At 72.0% G+C, this 13,940-nt stretch carries 15 protein-coding genes; 8 read left to right on the forward strand and 7 right to left on the reverse strand.

The window, feature by feature from the left end:
• The first annotated feature begins 158 nt into the window (after nucleotides 1-158).
• Nucleotides 159-1,580: a sodium:alanine symporter family protein gene (locus OG897_RS03040; RefSeq protein WP_266652619.1), complete on the forward strand. Its 1,422-nt coding sequence runs from the start codon at nucleotides 159-161 to the stop codon at nucleotides 1,578-1,580.
• A 148-nt stretch (nucleotides 1,581-1,728) separates the two neighbouring features.
• Here the strand turns inward: OG897_RS03040 and OG897_RS03045 are convergent, their stop codons facing one another.
• From OG897_RS03045 to OG897_RS03055, 3 genes are read right to left on the reverse strand one after another with little or no spacing between them, the layout of a single operon-like run.
• A complete protein-coding gene (locus tag OG897_RS03045) occupies nucleotides 1,729-3,210 on the reverse strand; it encodes a PTS transporter subunit EIIC (protein ID WP_266652621.1) in 1,482 nt (493 codons plus the stop codon).
• Between the two features lie 42 nt (nucleotides 3,211-3,252).
• A complete protein-coding gene (gene murQ / locus OG897_RS03050) occupies nucleotides 3,253-4,203 on the reverse strand; it encodes an N-acetylmuramic acid 6-phosphate etherase (RefSeq protein WP_266652623.1) in 951 nt (316 codons plus the stop codon).
• A 14-nt stretch (nucleotides 4,204-4,217) separates the two neighbouring features.
• Nucleotides 4,218-5,156, reverse strand: coding sequence for a MurR/RpiR family transcriptional regulator (locus OG897_RS03055; protein ID WP_266656514.1), 939 nt, complete (start codon nucleotides 5,154-5,156; stop codon nucleotides 4,218-4,220).
• Between the two features lie 101 nt (nucleotides 5,157-5,257).
• Between OG897_RS03055 and OG897_RS03060 the strand changes: the two genes are divergently transcribed.
• Both OG897_RS03060 and OG897_RS03065 read left to right on the forward strand, forming a co-directional pair.
• Nucleotides 5,258-5,611: a hypothetical protein gene (locus OG897_RS03060; RefSeq protein ID WP_266652625.1), complete on the forward strand. Its 354-nt coding sequence runs from the start codon at nucleotides 5,258-5,260 to the stop codon at nucleotides 5,609-5,611.
• Entirely contained in the window at nucleotides 5,608-5,880 is a 273-nt protein-coding gene (locus OG897_RS03065; RefSeq protein WP_266652627.1) for a DUF4031 domain-containing protein, read from the forward strand. Before OG897_RS03060 ends, OG897_RS03065 begins: the two co-directional genes overlap by 4 nt.
• Before the next feature lie 30 nt (nucleotides 5,881-5,910).
• On the opposite strand, the gene OG897_RS03070 is transcribed toward OG897_RS03065, so the two are convergent.
• Both OG897_RS03070 and OG897_RS03075 read right to left on the reverse strand, forming a co-directional pair.
• Nucleotides 5,911-6,639: a DUF4232 domain-containing protein gene (locus tag OG897_RS03070; RefSeq protein WP_266652629.1), complete on the reverse strand. Its 729-nt coding sequence runs from the start codon at nucleotides 6,637-6,639 to the stop codon at nucleotides 5,911-5,913.
• 95 nt (nucleotides 6,640-6,734) lie between these two features.
• Nucleotides 6,735-7,982 carry a Cmx/CmrA family chloramphenicol efflux MFS transporter gene (locus OG897_RS03075; RefSeq protein WP_266656516.1) on the reverse strand — a complete coding sequence of 416 codons (1,248 nt, stop codon included), beginning with the start codon at nucleotides 7,980-7,982 and terminating at the stop codon, nucleotides 6,735-6,737.
• 225 nt (nucleotides 7,983-8,207) lie between these two features.
• Here OG897_RS03075 and OG897_RS03080 point away from each other — a divergent pair, with 225 nt between their 5' ends.
• The 3 genes from OG897_RS03080 (at nucleotide 8,208) to OG897_RS03090 (ending at nucleotide 9,573) form a co-directional block, all read left to right on the forward strand.
• Nucleotides 8,208-8,441, forward strand: a complete 234-nt coding sequence (locus OG897_RS03080) for a hypothetical protein (protein ID WP_266652630.1) — start codon at nucleotides 8,208-8,210, stop codon at nucleotides 8,439-8,441.
• Between the two features lie 36 nt (nucleotides 8,442-8,477).
• On the forward strand, nucleotides 8,478-8,882 hold the full coding sequence (locus OG897_RS03085) for a VOC family protein (RefSeq protein ID WP_266652631.1): 405 nt from the start codon (nucleotides 8,478-8,480) through the stop codon (nucleotides 8,880-8,882).
• Between the two features lie 169 nt (nucleotides 8,883-9,051).
• Complete coding sequence (locus tag OG897_RS03090; protein ID WP_266652632.1) at nucleotides 9,052-9,573, forward strand: NUDIX hydrolase; 522 nt, start codon at nucleotides 9,052-9,054, stop codon at nucleotides 9,571-9,573.
• Between the two features lie 45 nt (nucleotides 9,574-9,618).
• Here OG897_RS03090 and OG897_RS03095 read toward each other — a convergent pair whose 3' ends face one another.
• Both OG897_RS03095 and OG897_RS03100 read right to left on the reverse strand, forming a co-directional pair.
• A complete protein-coding gene (locus tag OG897_RS03095; protein ID WP_266652633.1) occupies nucleotides 9,619-10,503 on the reverse strand; it encodes a MerR family transcriptional regulator in 885 nt (294 codons plus the stop codon).
• Between the two features lie 14 nt (nucleotides 10,504-10,517).
• Entirely contained in the window at nucleotides 10,518-11,411 is an 894-nt protein-coding gene (locus OG897_RS03100) for a DUF2268 domain-containing protein (RefSeq protein WP_266652635.1), read from the reverse strand.
• 224 nt (nucleotides 11,412-11,635) lie between these two features.
• On the opposite strand from OG897_RS03100, the gene OG897_RS03105 reads away from it, so the two are divergent.
• Together OG897_RS03105 and OG897_RS03110 are read left to right on the forward strand one after the other, a co-directional pair.
• The gene (locus OG897_RS03105) at nucleotides 11,636-12,565 is read left to right on the forward strand and encodes a LysR family transcriptional regulator (protein WP_266652637.1); all 930 of its coding nucleotides are present in this window, start codon (nucleotides 11,636-11,638) and stop codon (nucleotides 12,563-12,565) included.
• A gap of 710 nt (nucleotides 12,566-13,275) precedes the next feature.
• Nucleotides 13,276-13,938, forward strand: coding sequence for an HD domain-containing protein (locus OG897_RS03110; protein ID WP_266652639.1), 663 nt, complete (start codon nucleotides 13,276-13,278; stop codon nucleotides 13,936-13,938).
• Nucleotides 13,939-13,940 lie beyond the last annotated feature (2 nt).

A 13,940-nucleotide genomic window follows, 5' to 3' on the forward strand; every position in this document is an offset into this window, starting at 1 on the left:
CCTCTCCCTCTCGCGGGTAGCAGTACGTACGGTTTCCGTACGGTCCACTGGGGCGGCATCCCTTCGGGGGTGCCGCCCCCGTGGCGTTCTCGGCTCGGGCCCGCCCAGGTGGGTGTTCCCGGGTGGCTGACCTGCGGGTCCGCGCAGAAGCTGGGGTCATGGACACCCTGGACTCCGTCATCGTCGACATCAACGACGTCTTCTGGAGCTATCTGCTCATCCCGATCGTGATCGGGGCGGGGCTGTACTTCACCATCCGCTCGAAGGCCGTCCAGGTCCGGATGTTCCCGGAGATGATCAGAGTCCTGGGCGACAAGGCGGAGCCGGACGCGTACGGGCGCAAGTCCGTCTCCTCCTTCGGGGCGTTCACCATCTCGGCGGCGGCCCGGGTGGGCACGGGCAACATCGCGGGCGTGGCCGCGGCGATCACCCTCGGCGGTCCTGGCGCGGTGTTCTGGATGTGGGTGATGGCGACGGTCGGCGCGGCCTCGGCCTTCGTCGAGTCGGCCCTCGCCCAGCTGTACAAGGTGCGCGACTACGACGGTACGTACCGTGGCGGACCGGCCTACTACATGCAGCGCGGCCTCGGGAAGCGCTGGCTGGGCGTCCTCTTCGCGGTCACCATCACCGTCACCTTCGGCTTCGTCTTCAACGCCGTGCAGGCCAACACGATCGTCTCCGTCGTCGGCGGGTCCTTCGGCGGCGCGGCGTCCTGGCGGGAGCCGGTCATCGGGGCGGCCCTGGCGGCCCTGCTGGGACTGGTGATCTTCGGTGGCGTCCGGCGCATCAGCAGCGTGACGCAGGTCCTCGTCCCGGTGATGGCGGTGCTGTACCTGCTGCTCGGGTGTGCCGTCGTGATCCTCAACATCGACGACCTGCCGCGCGTCATCGCCGACATCGTGGGCGGGGCCTTCGGCTTCCGGGAGGTCGCGGGCGGCGCGATCGGCACCGCGATCCAGCAGGGCATCCGGCGCGGCATGTTCTCCAACGAGGCGGGCCTCGGCTCGGCACCGAACGCGGGCGCGGCGGCGGAGGTCTCGCACCCGGTCAAGCAGGGTCTGGTCCAGTCCCTCGGGGTCTTCTTCGACACCATCCTCATCTGCACGATGACCGCTTTCATCATCCTGACGACGAACCCGGAACTGGCGGGCGCGCGCCAGGGTGCGGACCTCACGCAGAACGCGCTGAACGCGTCGTTGGGGAACTGGGCGGGGCACGTCCTGACGGTGGTCGTCTTCATGCTCGCCTTCAGCTCGATGATCGGGAACTACTACTACGGCCAGTCCAACATCGAGTTCATCACCGGGGACGACAAGAAGTGGGTCCTGCCGGCCTTCCGGGTGCTGGTGCTGGCCACCGTCTTCCTCGGAGCCCTCGGCTCCGTGTCCATCGTGTGGAACCTGGCCGATGTCTTCATGGGCTTCATGGCGCTGGTGAACATGGCCGCGATCATCCCCCTCTCGGGCATCGCCTTCCGCCTCCTGGAGGACTACCGCGCCCAACGCCGGATGGGCATCGACCCGGTCTTCGCCCGGGACCGCATGCCGGAGCTGCGGGACGTGGACTGCTGGCAGAGGTAGCGCCCCTTGAGGGGCGCGGGGAACTGCGCGGCCAGCCACGACGCAACCGGGCGCGGACCGCACAGTCCGAAGAGCTCCGCCGAGGAGCACGAGAGCGGTGCTCCCGGGTGGGAGCACCGCTCTCGCTTCGTACCGCAGGGGCCGCGCATCAGACGCTGACCGGTTCCTTGGTCTCGGCCCTGGCCGGGTCGGCGGCCGTCTCCGCCGCCGGAGCGTTCATGTCCGCCAGCATCGACTTCGTGAAGCCGAAGTAGTAGGTGGCGGCGAAGCCGACGACGTACCCGACGAGCAGCCCGCCCGCGTAGACCGCGATCGTCGTACCCAGCCCCTGATTGCCCTGGAGCAGCGGGAAGAGCGCCCACCCCGACGGCCCGATCGCCGTCGATCCGACCTTGTCACCCAGCATCGAGAAGAGCCCGACGAACGCACCGCCCGCCGCACCCCCCGCGCACGCCGTGACGAACGGACGCCCCAGCGGCAACGAGACACCGTAGATGAGCGGCTCACCGACACCCAGGAAGCCTGCCGGGAGGGCGGACTTGATGGTGTTGCGGAGGGAGTGGTTGTTCTTCAGCCGCAGGAACACGGCCACCGCGCAGCCGACCTGACCCGCGCCCGCCATCGCCAGGATCGGCAGCAGCACGGTGTAGCCCTGCTGCTCGATGAGGGTGGTGTGGATGGGGATGAGGGCCTGGTGCAGGCCGAGCATCACCAGCGGCAGGAAGAGCCCGCCCAGGACCAGGCCCGCGAAGGCGCCGGTGTTGGTGAGGAGCCAGTCCGCGCCCGTACCGATGGCGGTGGAGATCTCACCCGCGACGAACATCAGCCCGAAGATCGTGACCAGCCCGGACAGCAGGACGGTGAGGGTGGGGGTGACCAGCACGTCGAGGGATTCGGGGACCCAGCGACGGCACCACTTCTCGATGTACACGGCGAGGACCGCTGCCCCCAGCGCCCCGAGCACGCCGCCCTGACCCGGCGACAGCGTCTGCCCGAAGGCGTCGATCTTCGCGACGCCCGGGAAGACGATGATCGCTGCGACCGCCCCGCCCAGGATGGGCGTACCGCCGAACTCCTTCGCCGTGTTGAAGCCGACGAAGACCGCGATCAGCGCCATGAACCCGGACGCGACGGACGCCAGCGCCGGGGTGACGGCGGGCAGCCACCCCAGATTGACGAGCAGTCCGTTGAGCCCGGCGATGATGCCGCAGCCGATCAGAGCAGGAATCAGCGGCACGAAGATGTTGGCGATCCGCCGCAGGAGGAGCTTGAACGGGGTGGCGTTCTTCGCCTTCTGGGCGGCCCGTAGGGCGGCCCCCTCGGCGGCCAGCTGATCGGCCGACGGGGAGTGCGCGGACTGGCCCTCGGCCACGAGGGCTTCGAACTCGGGGGTGACCCGGGCGACCGTGCCGGGCCCGAGGACGATCTGGTACGTGTCGTCCTCGACCACGCCCATGACTGCGGGCAGCGCCTTCAGGGCGTCGTCCTGGACGAGCGCGCGGTCGCGCAGGCCCAGCCGGAGCCGGGTCATGCAGTGGACGACCGAGGTCACGTTGTCCGCGCCGCCGACGAGCGGAAGGATCGCGGCGGCAGTGGCGCGGTTCTTGTTCTCAGGGGTGTCGGTGCTCATGGTGCGTGGTGCCTTGCTGTGCGGGGGGTGGGGGTCAGACGGTCAGACGGGTCGGACGGTGGTGCGGGCGGCCTTGAGGGCCGCGCGGAGGTGGCCGTGCTCCTCGTTGAGCAGGCTCGTGGCGGTGGGGCCTTCCACGCCTCCGAGGATGATCAGGATCGCGCTCTTCACCTCCCCGTCGGCGGCGGTGAGGGCGGCCTCGATCTCGGCGTCGTCCGCACCGGTGGCGAGGGCGACGATGCGCCGCGAGCGGGCCCGCAGCTTCTCGTTCGAGGCCCGGACGTCGACCATCAGGTTCCCGTACGTCTTGCCGAGCCGGATCATGACGAGCGTCGAGATCATGTTCAGTACGAGCTTCTGTGCCGTGCCCGACTTCAACCGCGTCGACCCGGTCAGCAGCTCGGGCCCGACGACGACCTCGATGCCGTGCTCGGCGGCGGCGGCGAGCGCGCTGTCGGCGTTGCAGGACAGTCCGACGGTGAGGGCCCCCTGGGCGCGGGCGTGCTCGACGGCTCCGACGGCGTACGGGGTGCGGCCCGAGGCGGAGATGCCGATGACGGTGTCGTTCCCCGTCAGCTTCAGCGCGTCGAGGTCCTCGGCCGCCAGCTCCTTGCTGTCCTCGGCCCCTTCGACGGCCTTCACCATGGCGGAGGGGCCGCCCGCGATGAGCCCGACGACCTCGCTGGGGTCGGTGTTGAAGGTGGGCGGGCACTCGGAGGCGTCGAGCACACCGAGCCGCCCTGCGGTCCCCGCACCGGCGTAGATCAGCCGACCCCCGCGCGCCATCCGCGCCGCGATGCCGTCGATGGCGGCGGCGATCTGCGGGAGCTGCGCGGCGACGGCCGCCGGAACGGTCGCGTCCTCGCTGTTCATGAGCGCGGCCAGCTCGGGCGTGGACAACTGGTCGATCTCGGCGAGCTCGGGGCGGAACGCCTCGGTGGTGAGGGTGTCGAGCTGGGCGCGGAGTTCGCCGTACGGGGCGGTGCTGGTCATGGCGTGAGGGTTCCTTATCGGGCGGAGCGGGGGTCGTGGCGGTGGGCGAGTGCTTCGTACGAGGCGGAGAGCGCGGGGCCCGCCGTGTCGTACGTACGCTGGGCGACGCCCACGAACAGGCAGTCCACGACGAGGAGTTGACTCGTCCGGCTCGACATGGCGGCGGGCCGCAGCTCGCTCTCGCGGGCGGTGGAGGTGGTGAGGACGTGGTCGGCGTACTGGGCGACGGGGCCCCCGGGCCGTCCGGTGATCGCGATCGTCGTCGCCCCGTGCTCGAAGGCGACGCGCAACGGCTCGATGGTGTCGCCCGTCGAACCGGAGTGGGTGATGCCGATGGCGACGTCCCCGGCCCGCAGCAGTACGGCATTGGTGACGGCGAGATGCGGGTCGCTGTGCGCGTGCGCGAACAGGCCGATCCTCAGCAGCTTCTGCGCGAGATCCATGCCGACGAGGGACGACGCCCCGGCCCCGTAGATCTCGACGCGCCGGGCGGTCGCCAACGCGGCGACGGACGCCCCGAGTTGGACCATGTCAAGCCCCGCCGCCGTGTCGGCGAGGGTCTGCTGCTCGTCGTGCGCGAGCTTGGCGACGACGTCCGCGAGGGGGTCGTCGACCGCGATGTCGGCGGTGACGGCGGGGGCCCGCCCGGACTGCTGGTGCGCGGCGAGCCCGGCGAGAGCCAGACGCAGGTCGCGGTATCCGGGATACCCGAGCAGCCGTGACGTCCGTACGACAGTCGCCTCGCTCGTCCCGGTGAGCTCGGCGAGCCCGGTCACGGTGAGTGCGGCACACCCGGCGGGGTCGCCCGCGACGGCTTCGGCGACGCGCTGCATGGAGCGGGTCATGGAGGGGGCGAGGGTCCGGACCTTGGCGGCCAGGGCGGCGGGGGCGGGGGCGGCCGTGGTCCCGGTCGTGGGGCTCGCACCCGACCCCTTGGAACTTTCCTTCACCATGTCGCTCATACCTGAAAGATATTTTCAGGGCGGGGGTGCGTCAATGGTGCGTAGGTCACGCACCCATCGGGACTTTGGTCCCGTCGGGCGACAATGGACCCATGACCCCCCTCGAACAGTCCCTCTACACCGCCCGCGCCCAGGTCATGGCCGACCTGACCGCCCGCGACGTCGCGGACCCCGGCATCGTGTCGATCGTCGAGGACGCCGTCGCGCACCGCCGCTGGTGGGTCGAGCAGTGGCCCGAGGGGGCCGAGTACGTCGTGGGTCTCATCGCCCAGGACGTACAGGACGCGCTTCTCGAAAAGTACGGCCGCTGGCCCCTGTGCCCGGTCTGTCACGACGGCGACCCGCACGCCCTGGACGTCGAACCGGAGCTCGGCCCCGACCCCCACTGGGTCTGCACGAAGGCCGTCGTCGCCGTCGCCCCCGTCGGAAAGCTCCCCCCGGCATGACGATCTACATAGACCCCCCGACCTGGCCCGGCCACGGCCGCCTCTGGTCGCACCTGGTCAGCGACGCGTCGTACGACGAACTCCACGCCTTCGCCGCCGCCATCGGCTGCCCGCCCAGGGCCTTCGAGCGCGACCACTACGACGTCCCGGAAGCCCGCTACGCGGACGCGGTCGCGGCGGGCGCGGTGGAGGTGGGCAGCAAGGAACTGGTCCGCCGCATCACGGCAGCGGGCCTGCGCCGCCGCAAGCACGGTCACCGGACGGGCTGAGCGGCACCGCTCTCTCGCGGGTCGTCGTGGTCACACGTCGGCGGGCTCGTCCGTGACCGGACCCACGTACGTGCCCGGGTGGGTGGCCGCGTCCTGCTTCAGGAGCGGGGTCCTGTGCGGCCAGGGGAGGTCCTTGGACTCCGTCTCGCCGGGGGGAGTCAGGGTGATCGTGGCGGCCTTGAACTCGGCGTCCTTGGAGTTGCCCTCCGCCGAGTAGGGGAGGTACGTGATCGTGAAGTAGGCGTCGCCGCCCGGGTCCAGGGTGAGGGCCTTGGGCTTGACCGAGGTCTGGCGGGTCAGGGACCACGTGTCGCCGGGGGAGCTCATCAGGTCCACGCCCGGGTAGCCCTTGAGGGAGCACGGGGCCGTGCCCTTGTTGGTGAGGGTGATGGTGACCTTGCCCTGGGCCTGTGCGGTCGCCTCGCCGCCCGGGTCGACCTGGAAGCCCAGCGCGGACGTCCTGCACTTCGCTGCGGCGGCTATCCCTCCGCCGCCGGTCGTGCTGCCCGTGCCGCCCGTCGCCTTGCCGGTGTCGCCGCCCGTGGTCTTGCCGGTGTCGCCGCCCGTGCCGCCCGTGGTCTTGCCGGTGCCCTCCGACGAGCCGCCCGTGGCCGACGTCCCGGACGACCGGTCGGGGGCCGGTGCGCCGGTGCTCGCGCCCGACCCGGCCCCCGTACCGGAGTTGTCGTTGCACGCCGTCAGGGCGAGTCCGGCCGCGAGGACGGCGGCGGCGAGCGGAGCGGTACGGCGCAGGCGCATGGGAGTTCCCCCGGGTTGATCAGTCGTGTCAGGTACGGGAGGGGAGACACCGGGGGCACGGGCGGCGGTTGCGGGCTACATGTAAATGGGTTGTGCTAGTTCGAGGAAGAGCAAGAGGCAGAGGACGAGGCGGTGACCGCCTTCGGGGACGGCGAACCGGTCGGCGCACCCGATGCCACCAGCCTCGACGCCCTCGCGTCCGTACGCTGCCAGCGCAGGGCCAGGAGGACCAGGGCGACCGCGACGATCGTCATGGAGGCGCCCGCCCAGGCGGTGGAGGAGAAGCCCCAGCCCGCGTCGATGACCGAGCCGCCGAGGGCCGGGCCGCCCGTGTTGCCCAGGTTGAAGGCGGCGGTGGTCGTGGCACCCGCGAGCGTCGGGGCCGCGCCCGCCACGTTGAACATCCGGGCGTTCAGGGCGGGGGCCGTGAAGAAGGCGGAGAAGCCGAGGGCGAAGGAGAGGGTGACCGCGACCGCTGCCGTGGAGGCGAAGAGGGCCAGGGCGGCGAGGAGGACGGTGGAGGCGGTGATGCCGCCGATCAGGACGCCGAAGGGGCGCGCGTCCGCGACCATGCCGCCCACCGTCGTACCGGCGAGTGCGCCGATGCCGAAGAGGCCGAGGACCCAGGGGACCCACGTCGAGTCCAGGCCCGCGACGTCGGTCAGGAGCGGGGAGAGATAGCTGAAGGCGCAGAACACGCCGCCTGCGGCGAGGGCGGTGATGACGATGGAGACGAGCACCTGACGGTCGCGGTAGATGCCCAACTCGCGCTTCAGGCTCGGCTTCTCGGAGGGGAGGGGGATGCGGGGGATGAGGGTGACGACACCGATCAGGGCGACGGCGGAGGCTGCGGCCACAGCCCAGAAGGCGGAGCGCCAGCCCAGGCTCTCGCCGAGGAAGGCTCCGACGGGAACGCCCAGGACGTTGGCGATGCTCAGACCGCCGATCATGACCGCCATCGCACGGGCCCGGGAGCCCACGTCCACCATGGCGATGGCGACTGCCGCGCCGACCGCCCAGAAGCCCGCGCAGGCGAACGCGCTGATCACGCGGGACGCGAAGAGGAGCTCGTAGGTGGGGGCGAGCGCGCCTGCCACCTGGCCGAGGCCGAAGACGCTGATCAGCGCGATGAGGGTGGTCCGGCGGGGGAGGCGGAGCGTGGCCACGGCCAGGAGCGGGGCGCCGATCACCATGCCGATCGCGAAGGCGGAGATCAGCAGGCCCGCCTGCGGGATCGAGACGTCCATGTCGGCGGCTATCGGGGGGAGCAGGCCCGACAGCATGAACTCGCTCGTGCCGAGTGCGAAGACGGCGAGGCCCAGCATGTACACGGCGAGCGGCATGCCGGTACGGGCGGGGGCGGACGCGGATGCGGGGGTGGACACGGGTGCCGGAGCGGGGGTGGAGGCGTGTGGTTGACGCGGCTGATCAGAGGGGGGCATGACAGCGTTCAACAAGCTGCCGAACCCGGCCATTCCCGGCCCCACGGGTCATCTCATCGGTCCCCTTGCGGGGGCTTTCAACTCCCTTGATGCATAAGCACCATACGGCCGGTAGAGATATAGATCATGACGACGAAGGAACTCGGTATCCGAGCCGCTGAAGAAACGATCCGCACTCTCCGTGAGGCCCTGGTCGCCGCCGGTGTGAGCCTTCCCTCGCTGGGGCTGGACTCCGCGTCGTGCGCCCGGGACGTTCCCGCGCCGCTGATCGACCTGGGCCGGTGCGACGTGGAGACCGCCCGGCGGTTGGCCGAGGCGGTGCGGGTGGGGGGTCCCGGCGGGGAACCTCCGGCACAGTAGAGGGAGTTGTGGTCGGTGTGACGGAAGGTGTGAGTGATGGGCGCGATCGTGTACAACGTGGCCTTCGACTGTGTGGACGCATATGAGCTAGCGGGGTTCTGGAGCCGGGTCGTCGGGCATCCGATGGACCCCAGGGACCGGCCAGGGGACTCGACCGCCAGCGTTCCGCTGCCCACCGGCATGAGCCTCTTCTTCGCGGAGGTCCCCGAGGCGGCCGAGGGCAGGCACCGCAAGAACCCGGTGCACGTGTGCCTCCAGCCCGACGGGCGGCGCGACGACGAGGTGGAGCGGTACCTCGGGCTCGGCGCGAAGCTGCTCGACGACCGGCGGAAGCCGGACGGCGGGGGGTGGGTCGTCTTCGCCGACCCGGAGGGCAACGAGTTCTGCGTGCTGAGGAGTGCTGCCGAGCGGGCAGCGATGGAGGACGTGCCCCACGAGTGAGGGTCCCGCGAGGGAGAGCCCCACGGGAGAGGTTCCGCGAGGGAGAGTCCCACGGGAGAGGTCCCACGAGGGAGGGTCCCACGGGAGAGGCCCCACGAGGGAGGGTCCCACGAGGGAGGGAGTGCGCACGGGGGTCCACGTCCGGGGCGCCCCTGCCTAGGGTGTCCGGATGACTGATCAGCAAGAGGTACGGCGGCTGTCCGCACGGGTGTTGGTGATCGACGAGGGCGGCCGGGTGCTGCTGTTCGGCTTCCGGGAGAAGGCGGGGGAGGCCGCCGCCGACGAGGAGCCCGGGTGGTGCACCCCCGGCGGCGGCGTCGAGCCCGGCGAGTCCCTGGCCGAGGCCGCCGCGCGGGAGCTGCGCGAGGAGACCGGCCTCGTGCTGTCGGCGGAGGCGCTGGGAGGGATGGTCGCGGAGACTTCCGGGTACGCCGATCTGGGGTGGGCGGAAGGGGTGTTCCGCGATGTGTTCTTCCACTGCCGGGTGGCCGCGTACGACGTCGACGTGAGCGGGCTTGAGGGGGTGGAGCTGGCCTTCCACGCGGGGCACCGGTGGTGGCCGGTGAAGGAACTGGAGGAGTTCATCGAGGGGGGCGGGACGGTCTATCCGTACGGACTGCCCGCTCTGGTGCGGGAGTTGGTGGCCGGGCGGGTTCCGGCGGAGCCGGTGCGCTTGGAGTGGCCCCACTGACGTGCCGGGGTGATGCGGGTCAGCCCCACTCCGCCGGGCTGTCGGTCAGCCCCATTCCGCCGTCTCCGGGTCCACCCCGTGCGCCGCCGCGTTCGCGAAGACCGCGTCGCGCAGCCACGCGGTGAGGCCCGGCTCCAGGGCCTCGAAGGCGTCCGCGTAGCCGGGCTCGGTGACGTACGTCCGGGCGATGCACACCTGCATGCCGTACGTGCAGTCGAAGTACGTGGAGAGCAGGGCGCGTTGACGTTCCGCGAGGGCGTTCGCCTTGGCGGAGCCGGGGGCGGTGCCCGCGCGGAGGGCGGTGGCGAGGTCCTCGTGGAGGGCGTGGGTGGTCGCGGCGACCTCCTCCCACTCCTGGCGGGTCAGGCGGGACGCCCGCTCCTCGTACTGCGCCCACTGCGGGCTCTCGCCGTACCGCTCCTCCGCCTCCCCGACCCACTCCGGCTGCCAGTCCGCGCCGAAGACCGAGACCTGTTCCTCGGGGGTGAGGCGCATGCCGCCGGGGGGCGAGACGGCCAGCATGCGGTCGACGGCGGCGACCATGCGCGTCATGCGGTCGATGCGCTCCGTGAGCTGGGCGCGCTGGCGGCGGAGGTGGGTGCGGGCGTCGGCGCCGGGGGAGTCGAGGATGCGGCCGATCTCGGCGAGCGGGATGCCCAACTCCCGGTAGACGAGGAGCCGGTGGATGCGGGCGATGTCCTCGGACCCGTACACCCGGTATCCGGCCCAGGTGCGTGCGCTGGGGCGGACGAGGCCGATGGAGTCCCAGTGGTGGAGGGCCTTGACGCTGACCCCGACGAGGGCGGCGGTGCGGCCGACGGTGAGGGCGGGGGGCTCGGCGGGGTTCTCAGCGGGGTTCTCCGCTGGGTTCTCGGCAGGGTTCTCGGCGGGCTTCTCCGCTGGGTTCTCCGCTGGGTTCTCGTGCTCCATGGGGTCAGTGTGGCTCAGGTGACTGTCGGTACTCCCGCGTTGGTGAGTACGTCGCGGGCGGGCAGGGCAACGCTCTGGGCGGCGGTGAGGCCGGTGGCCGCGCAGTGGGCGTCGGCGATGCGCAGGCCGGTGGCGTAGCCCGCCATGGCGGGGATGCCGAGAGGGGTGGTGTTCAGGTACGCGGCGGAATCGTCGCCGTAGACGTACGGGGGCAGGTTCTGCATGCCCGAGACGTCGATCCCGGCCGTCACCTTCGCGTACGCGTCGTCCAGCGCGGCCCCGGTGAGGGTGGTCGCCCACGGGCCCATCGCTTCCGGCCCGGCCAGTTCCCGTACGAACGCCTCGGCCAGGCCCTCGGCGACGACCTGCTCGCCGACGGTGACGGTCTCGGGGTCCCAGACGACGTTGGCGTAGCGGACGTTGTGGTGGAGCTCGTGGACGGCGGCGTGCTCGATCTTGGCGAGGGCGGTGGGGGTCGGCCACATCACGAGGTGGACGGCGCCGGGGATGCCGCCGAAGCCGAAGTAGCCGGCGCTGCGGGAGACGAGGTGTTCGTCGTCGGGGTCGCCGAGGACGAGGACGACGTGGACCGTTTCGGGGGTGCGGAGGGTGGGGGCGGCGGTGTCGAGGATGCGGTCGCGGGCGGTGGCGAGGGCCGTCTCGATCCGTTCCCGGACCCCGGCCCTCCGCATCTGCTCGACGGCGGGGACGAGGCGCGGGTCGTCGCGGTCGAGCGGGAAGCCGACGCCCTGCTCGTGCAGGGCGACCAGGTCGGCGCCGCCGAGAGCGGGGGAGAGGAAGGGGTGGAGGGGAGCGAGGATCTCGCGGAGGGCGGCGGGGCGGGCAGGGACGGGGAGGTGGAGGAGGCGGAGGTGGGCGGGGAGGGTGTCGTGCACGACGATCTTCATGCGGGTGAAGGTAGGGCCTCCTGTTGGGTCAGGGTCCAGTGCCTGTCCAGTACCTTCTGTCGGGCCGGGCGGCAGCCGCGGCGGTGGCGTCTTTGTCTCCCGGGGGCTTTCGGGCGATCCGGATCGCCTTCGGCGGGCCCGCCCTGGGCGGTGTCCCGTTACGGATTGAACTCTGCTGGGTCACGTCCGTATCCGTCCAAGACCTTCGGTGATAACCATCAGCTATGGATGTGCACACCAGGGACCTTCGCTACTTTCTCGCGGTGGCCGCGGAGTTGAACTTCACCCGGGCCGCGGAGACGCTGTACGTGTCTCAGTCCGCTCTCAGCAAGCAGATACGGCAGCTCGAACGGGCCATCGGTGCTGAGTTGTTCGTGCGGGACCGGCGCGAGGTGCGGCTGACCGAGGCGGGTGAGGCGCTGCTGCCGCATGCCCGACAAACGTGTTCCGTATGGGAGTTGGGGACGGTCGCGATCGCCGCGCTGCGCACGGCGACGGCGGGTGTGCTCACCATCGGCATGAGTACGGGTCCGGCGCGGGGCGGGATCCTGCCCGCGATCCGCTCCCGGTTCACGGACGCGCACCCGGAGGCGACGCCCGTGCTGCGGCAGGTCGACTGGGGGGACCCGACGGCCGGGCTCGCCGACGGCAGCAGCGACGTCGCCTACGTGTGGCTGCCGCTGCCGGAACCGTCGCGGTACGCGCATCTGGTCCTGGCGGAGGAACCCCGGCTGGTCGCCCTTCCGGCAGGGCACCGGCTGGCCGGGCGCACCTCGGTCGACTTCTCCGAACTGCTGGACGAGCCCTTCCTCGCACTGCCCGACTCGGCGGGCCCGCTGCGCGACTACTGGCTGGCGACGGACGCCAGGAAGGGGGTCGCTGTGCGGGTGGGCGCGGTCGTGGGCGGCCCCGACGAGACGTACGAGGCGCTGGTGGCGGGGCAGGGGGTGGTGCTGGTCGCCGCGGGCAACGCGGCGTCGCTGCTGCGGGGGGATGTGGTGGCGGTCCCGGTGCGGGGGGTCACGCCGTCGCGGTTCGCGTTGGCGTGGCGGAGGGATGACATTCGGCCTCTCGTACGGGCGTATGCGAGGGCTGCACAGGGACCGGGCGGGCCGGGGTCGGGCGGGCCGGGGTCGGGCGGGCCGGGCGCGTAGGGGCGGGCCCCCGCCACCCCACGCCCTCGGCCCCCATACGCCCCGCCTTTCCCCAGCCCCCTGGGGGAGCGAGGCCGCCACGCCTCGCTCCCCTCCCCACCGAGCCCCCTCGGGCTCCGCCCAGCCCCCTCTGGCTCCGCCCTTCCTCTCCCGCCCAGCCCCCTCTGGCTCCGCCTCCGCCTAGCCCCCTCGGGCTCCGCCTTACCTCGTCCCCTTGGGCGGCGGGGCCGCCCCCCGGGGGGGCGGGACGGGCGGGCAAGGGGGCGGCCCCCCTCGCTCCGGGCCCACCCCGGAGCGGCCCCGACCAGCCCCGGTGCCGCCTCGCCCCGCGCAAGGGGCCCGCCCCAGTGCTGCCCGCTGTTACCTCCGCCTATGGGTGCGCCGCGCCCGGGTGCGCCTGCGGCGGGCCGCCCCAGACCCTTCCCCAAGCTCTCAACTTCGTTCGAGCAGGGGAGACCCCATCCTTCACCTAAACTCGCGAGGCTTGGGGTGGGGATGTGCGGGTGCGTCGTGGCTGGGCGCGCAGTTCCCCGCGCCCCTAACAGCCCCGGCGGAGCCGGGAGCGCACCCGCGGCGGAGCCGCACAGTGACACAGCCCCGCGCCCCTCAAGGGGCGCACCCTCCCAGACCCGGCGGAGCCGCACAGTGGTGGCGGCCCCGGGGCCCCGGCGGAGCGTGGCTCCGTGTTCGTGGGCAGGCACACTGGCTCCATGACGATCCTGCCTCCCGACCTTCCCGACCGCTGGGCCGCGGTGATCGCCGCCATCAGCCCGGCCGGTTCGGCCGGTTCGGCCGGTGCGGCCGACCCCGCCCCGTACGCCCAAGCCCTGCTCACCCGCTGGGCGGAGCCCCACCGCGCCTACCACACCCCCACCCACCTCGCCGCTGTCCTCACGCACCTCGACACCCTCGCCGACCACCCCGCCGACCCCGACCTCGTACGCCTCGCGGCCTGGTTCCACGACGCCGTGTACGACCCCGAGCGCGACACCAACGAGGAGCGCTCGGCGCGGCTCGCCGAGCGGGCCCTCGCCGAGCTGGGCGTCGGCGACGAGGACGTCGCCGAAGTCGCCCGGCTGGTCCGCCTGACCGTCACGCACGACCCCGACGACGGCGACACCAACGGCGAGGCCCTCTGCGACGCCGATCTCGCCGTCCTCGCCTCCGCCCCCGAGGACTACGCCGCCTACGCCTCGGCGGTCCGTACCGAGTACGCCTTCGTCCCGGACCCCGACTTCCGCACGGGCCGGGCCGCCGTACTCGCCCAACTCCTCGCCATGCCAAGGCTGTTCCGCACTCCGTACGGCACTTCCCACTGGGAGGACGCGGCCCGCCACAACCTCACCACGGAGTTGCTGCTGCTCTCTCCGTGAGC

Origin of the sequence: Streptomyces sp. NBC_00237, assembly GCF_026342435.1 — a bacterium.
Lineage (GTDB): Bacteria > Actinomycetota > Actinomycetes > Streptomycetales > Streptomycetaceae > Streptomyces.

Excerpts from the sequence above, each read along its gene's own strand:
- OG897_RS03070 (WP_266652629.1), bottom strand. The coding sequence starts at position 6,639 with ATGCGCCTGCGCCGTACCGCTCCGCTCGCCGCCGCCGTCCTCGCGGCC.
- OG897_RS03040 (WP_266652619.1), top strand. The coding sequence starts at position 159 with ATGGACACCCTGGACTCCGTCATCGTCGACATCAACGACGTCTTCTGG.
- OG897_RS03110 (WP_266652639.1), top strand. The coding sequence starts at position 13,276 with ATGACGATCCTGCCTCCCGACCTTCCCGACCGCTGGGCCGCGGTGATC.
- OG897_RS03075 (WP_266656516.1), bottom strand. The coding sequence starts at position 7,982 with ATGCCGCTCGCCGTGTACATGCTGGGCCTCGCCGTCTTCGCACTCGGC.
- OG897_RS03105 (WP_266652637.1), top strand. The coding sequence starts at position 11,636 with ATGGATGTGCACACCAGGGACCTTCGCTACTTTCTCGCGGTGGCCGCG.
- OG897_RS03085 (WP_266652631.1), top strand. The coding sequence starts at position 8,478 with ATGGGCGCGATCGTGTACAACGTGGCCTTCGACTGTGTGGACGCATAT.
- OG897_RS03060 (WP_266652625.1), top strand. The coding sequence starts at position 5,258 with ATGACCCCCCTCGAACAGTCCCTCTACACCGCCCGCGCCCAGGTCATG.
- OG897_RS03080 (WP_266652630.1), top strand. The coding sequence starts at position 8,208 with ATGACGACGAAGGAACTCGGTATCCGAGCCGCTGAAGAAACGATCCGC.
- OG897_RS03065 (WP_266652627.1), top strand. The coding sequence starts at position 5,608 with ATGACGATCTACATAGACCCCCCGACCTGGCCCGGCCACGGCCGCCTC.
- OG897_RS03090 (WP_266652632.1), top strand. The coding sequence starts at position 9,052 with ATGACTGATCAGCAAGAGGTACGGCGGCTGTCCGCACGGGTGTTGGTG.
- OG897_RS03055 (WP_266656514.1), bottom strand. The coding sequence starts at position 5,156 with ATGGTGAAGGAAAGTTCCAAGGGGTCGGGTGCGAGCCCCACGACCGGG.
- OG897_RS03100 (WP_266652635.1), bottom strand. The coding sequence starts at position 11,411 with ATGAAGATCGTCGTGCACGACACCCTCCCCGCCCACCTCCGCCTCCTC.
- OG897_RS03095 (WP_266652633.1), bottom strand. The coding sequence starts at position 10,503 with ATGGAGCACGAGAACCCAGCGGAGAACCCAGCGGAGAAGCCCGCCGAG.
- murQ (WP_266652623.1), bottom strand. The coding sequence starts at position 4,203 with ATGACCAGCACCGCCCCGTACGGCGAACTCCGCGCCCAGCTCGACACC.
- OG897_RS03045 (WP_266652621.1), bottom strand. The coding sequence starts at position 3,210 with ATGAGCACCGACACCCCTGAGAACAAGAACCGCGCCACTGCCGCCGCG.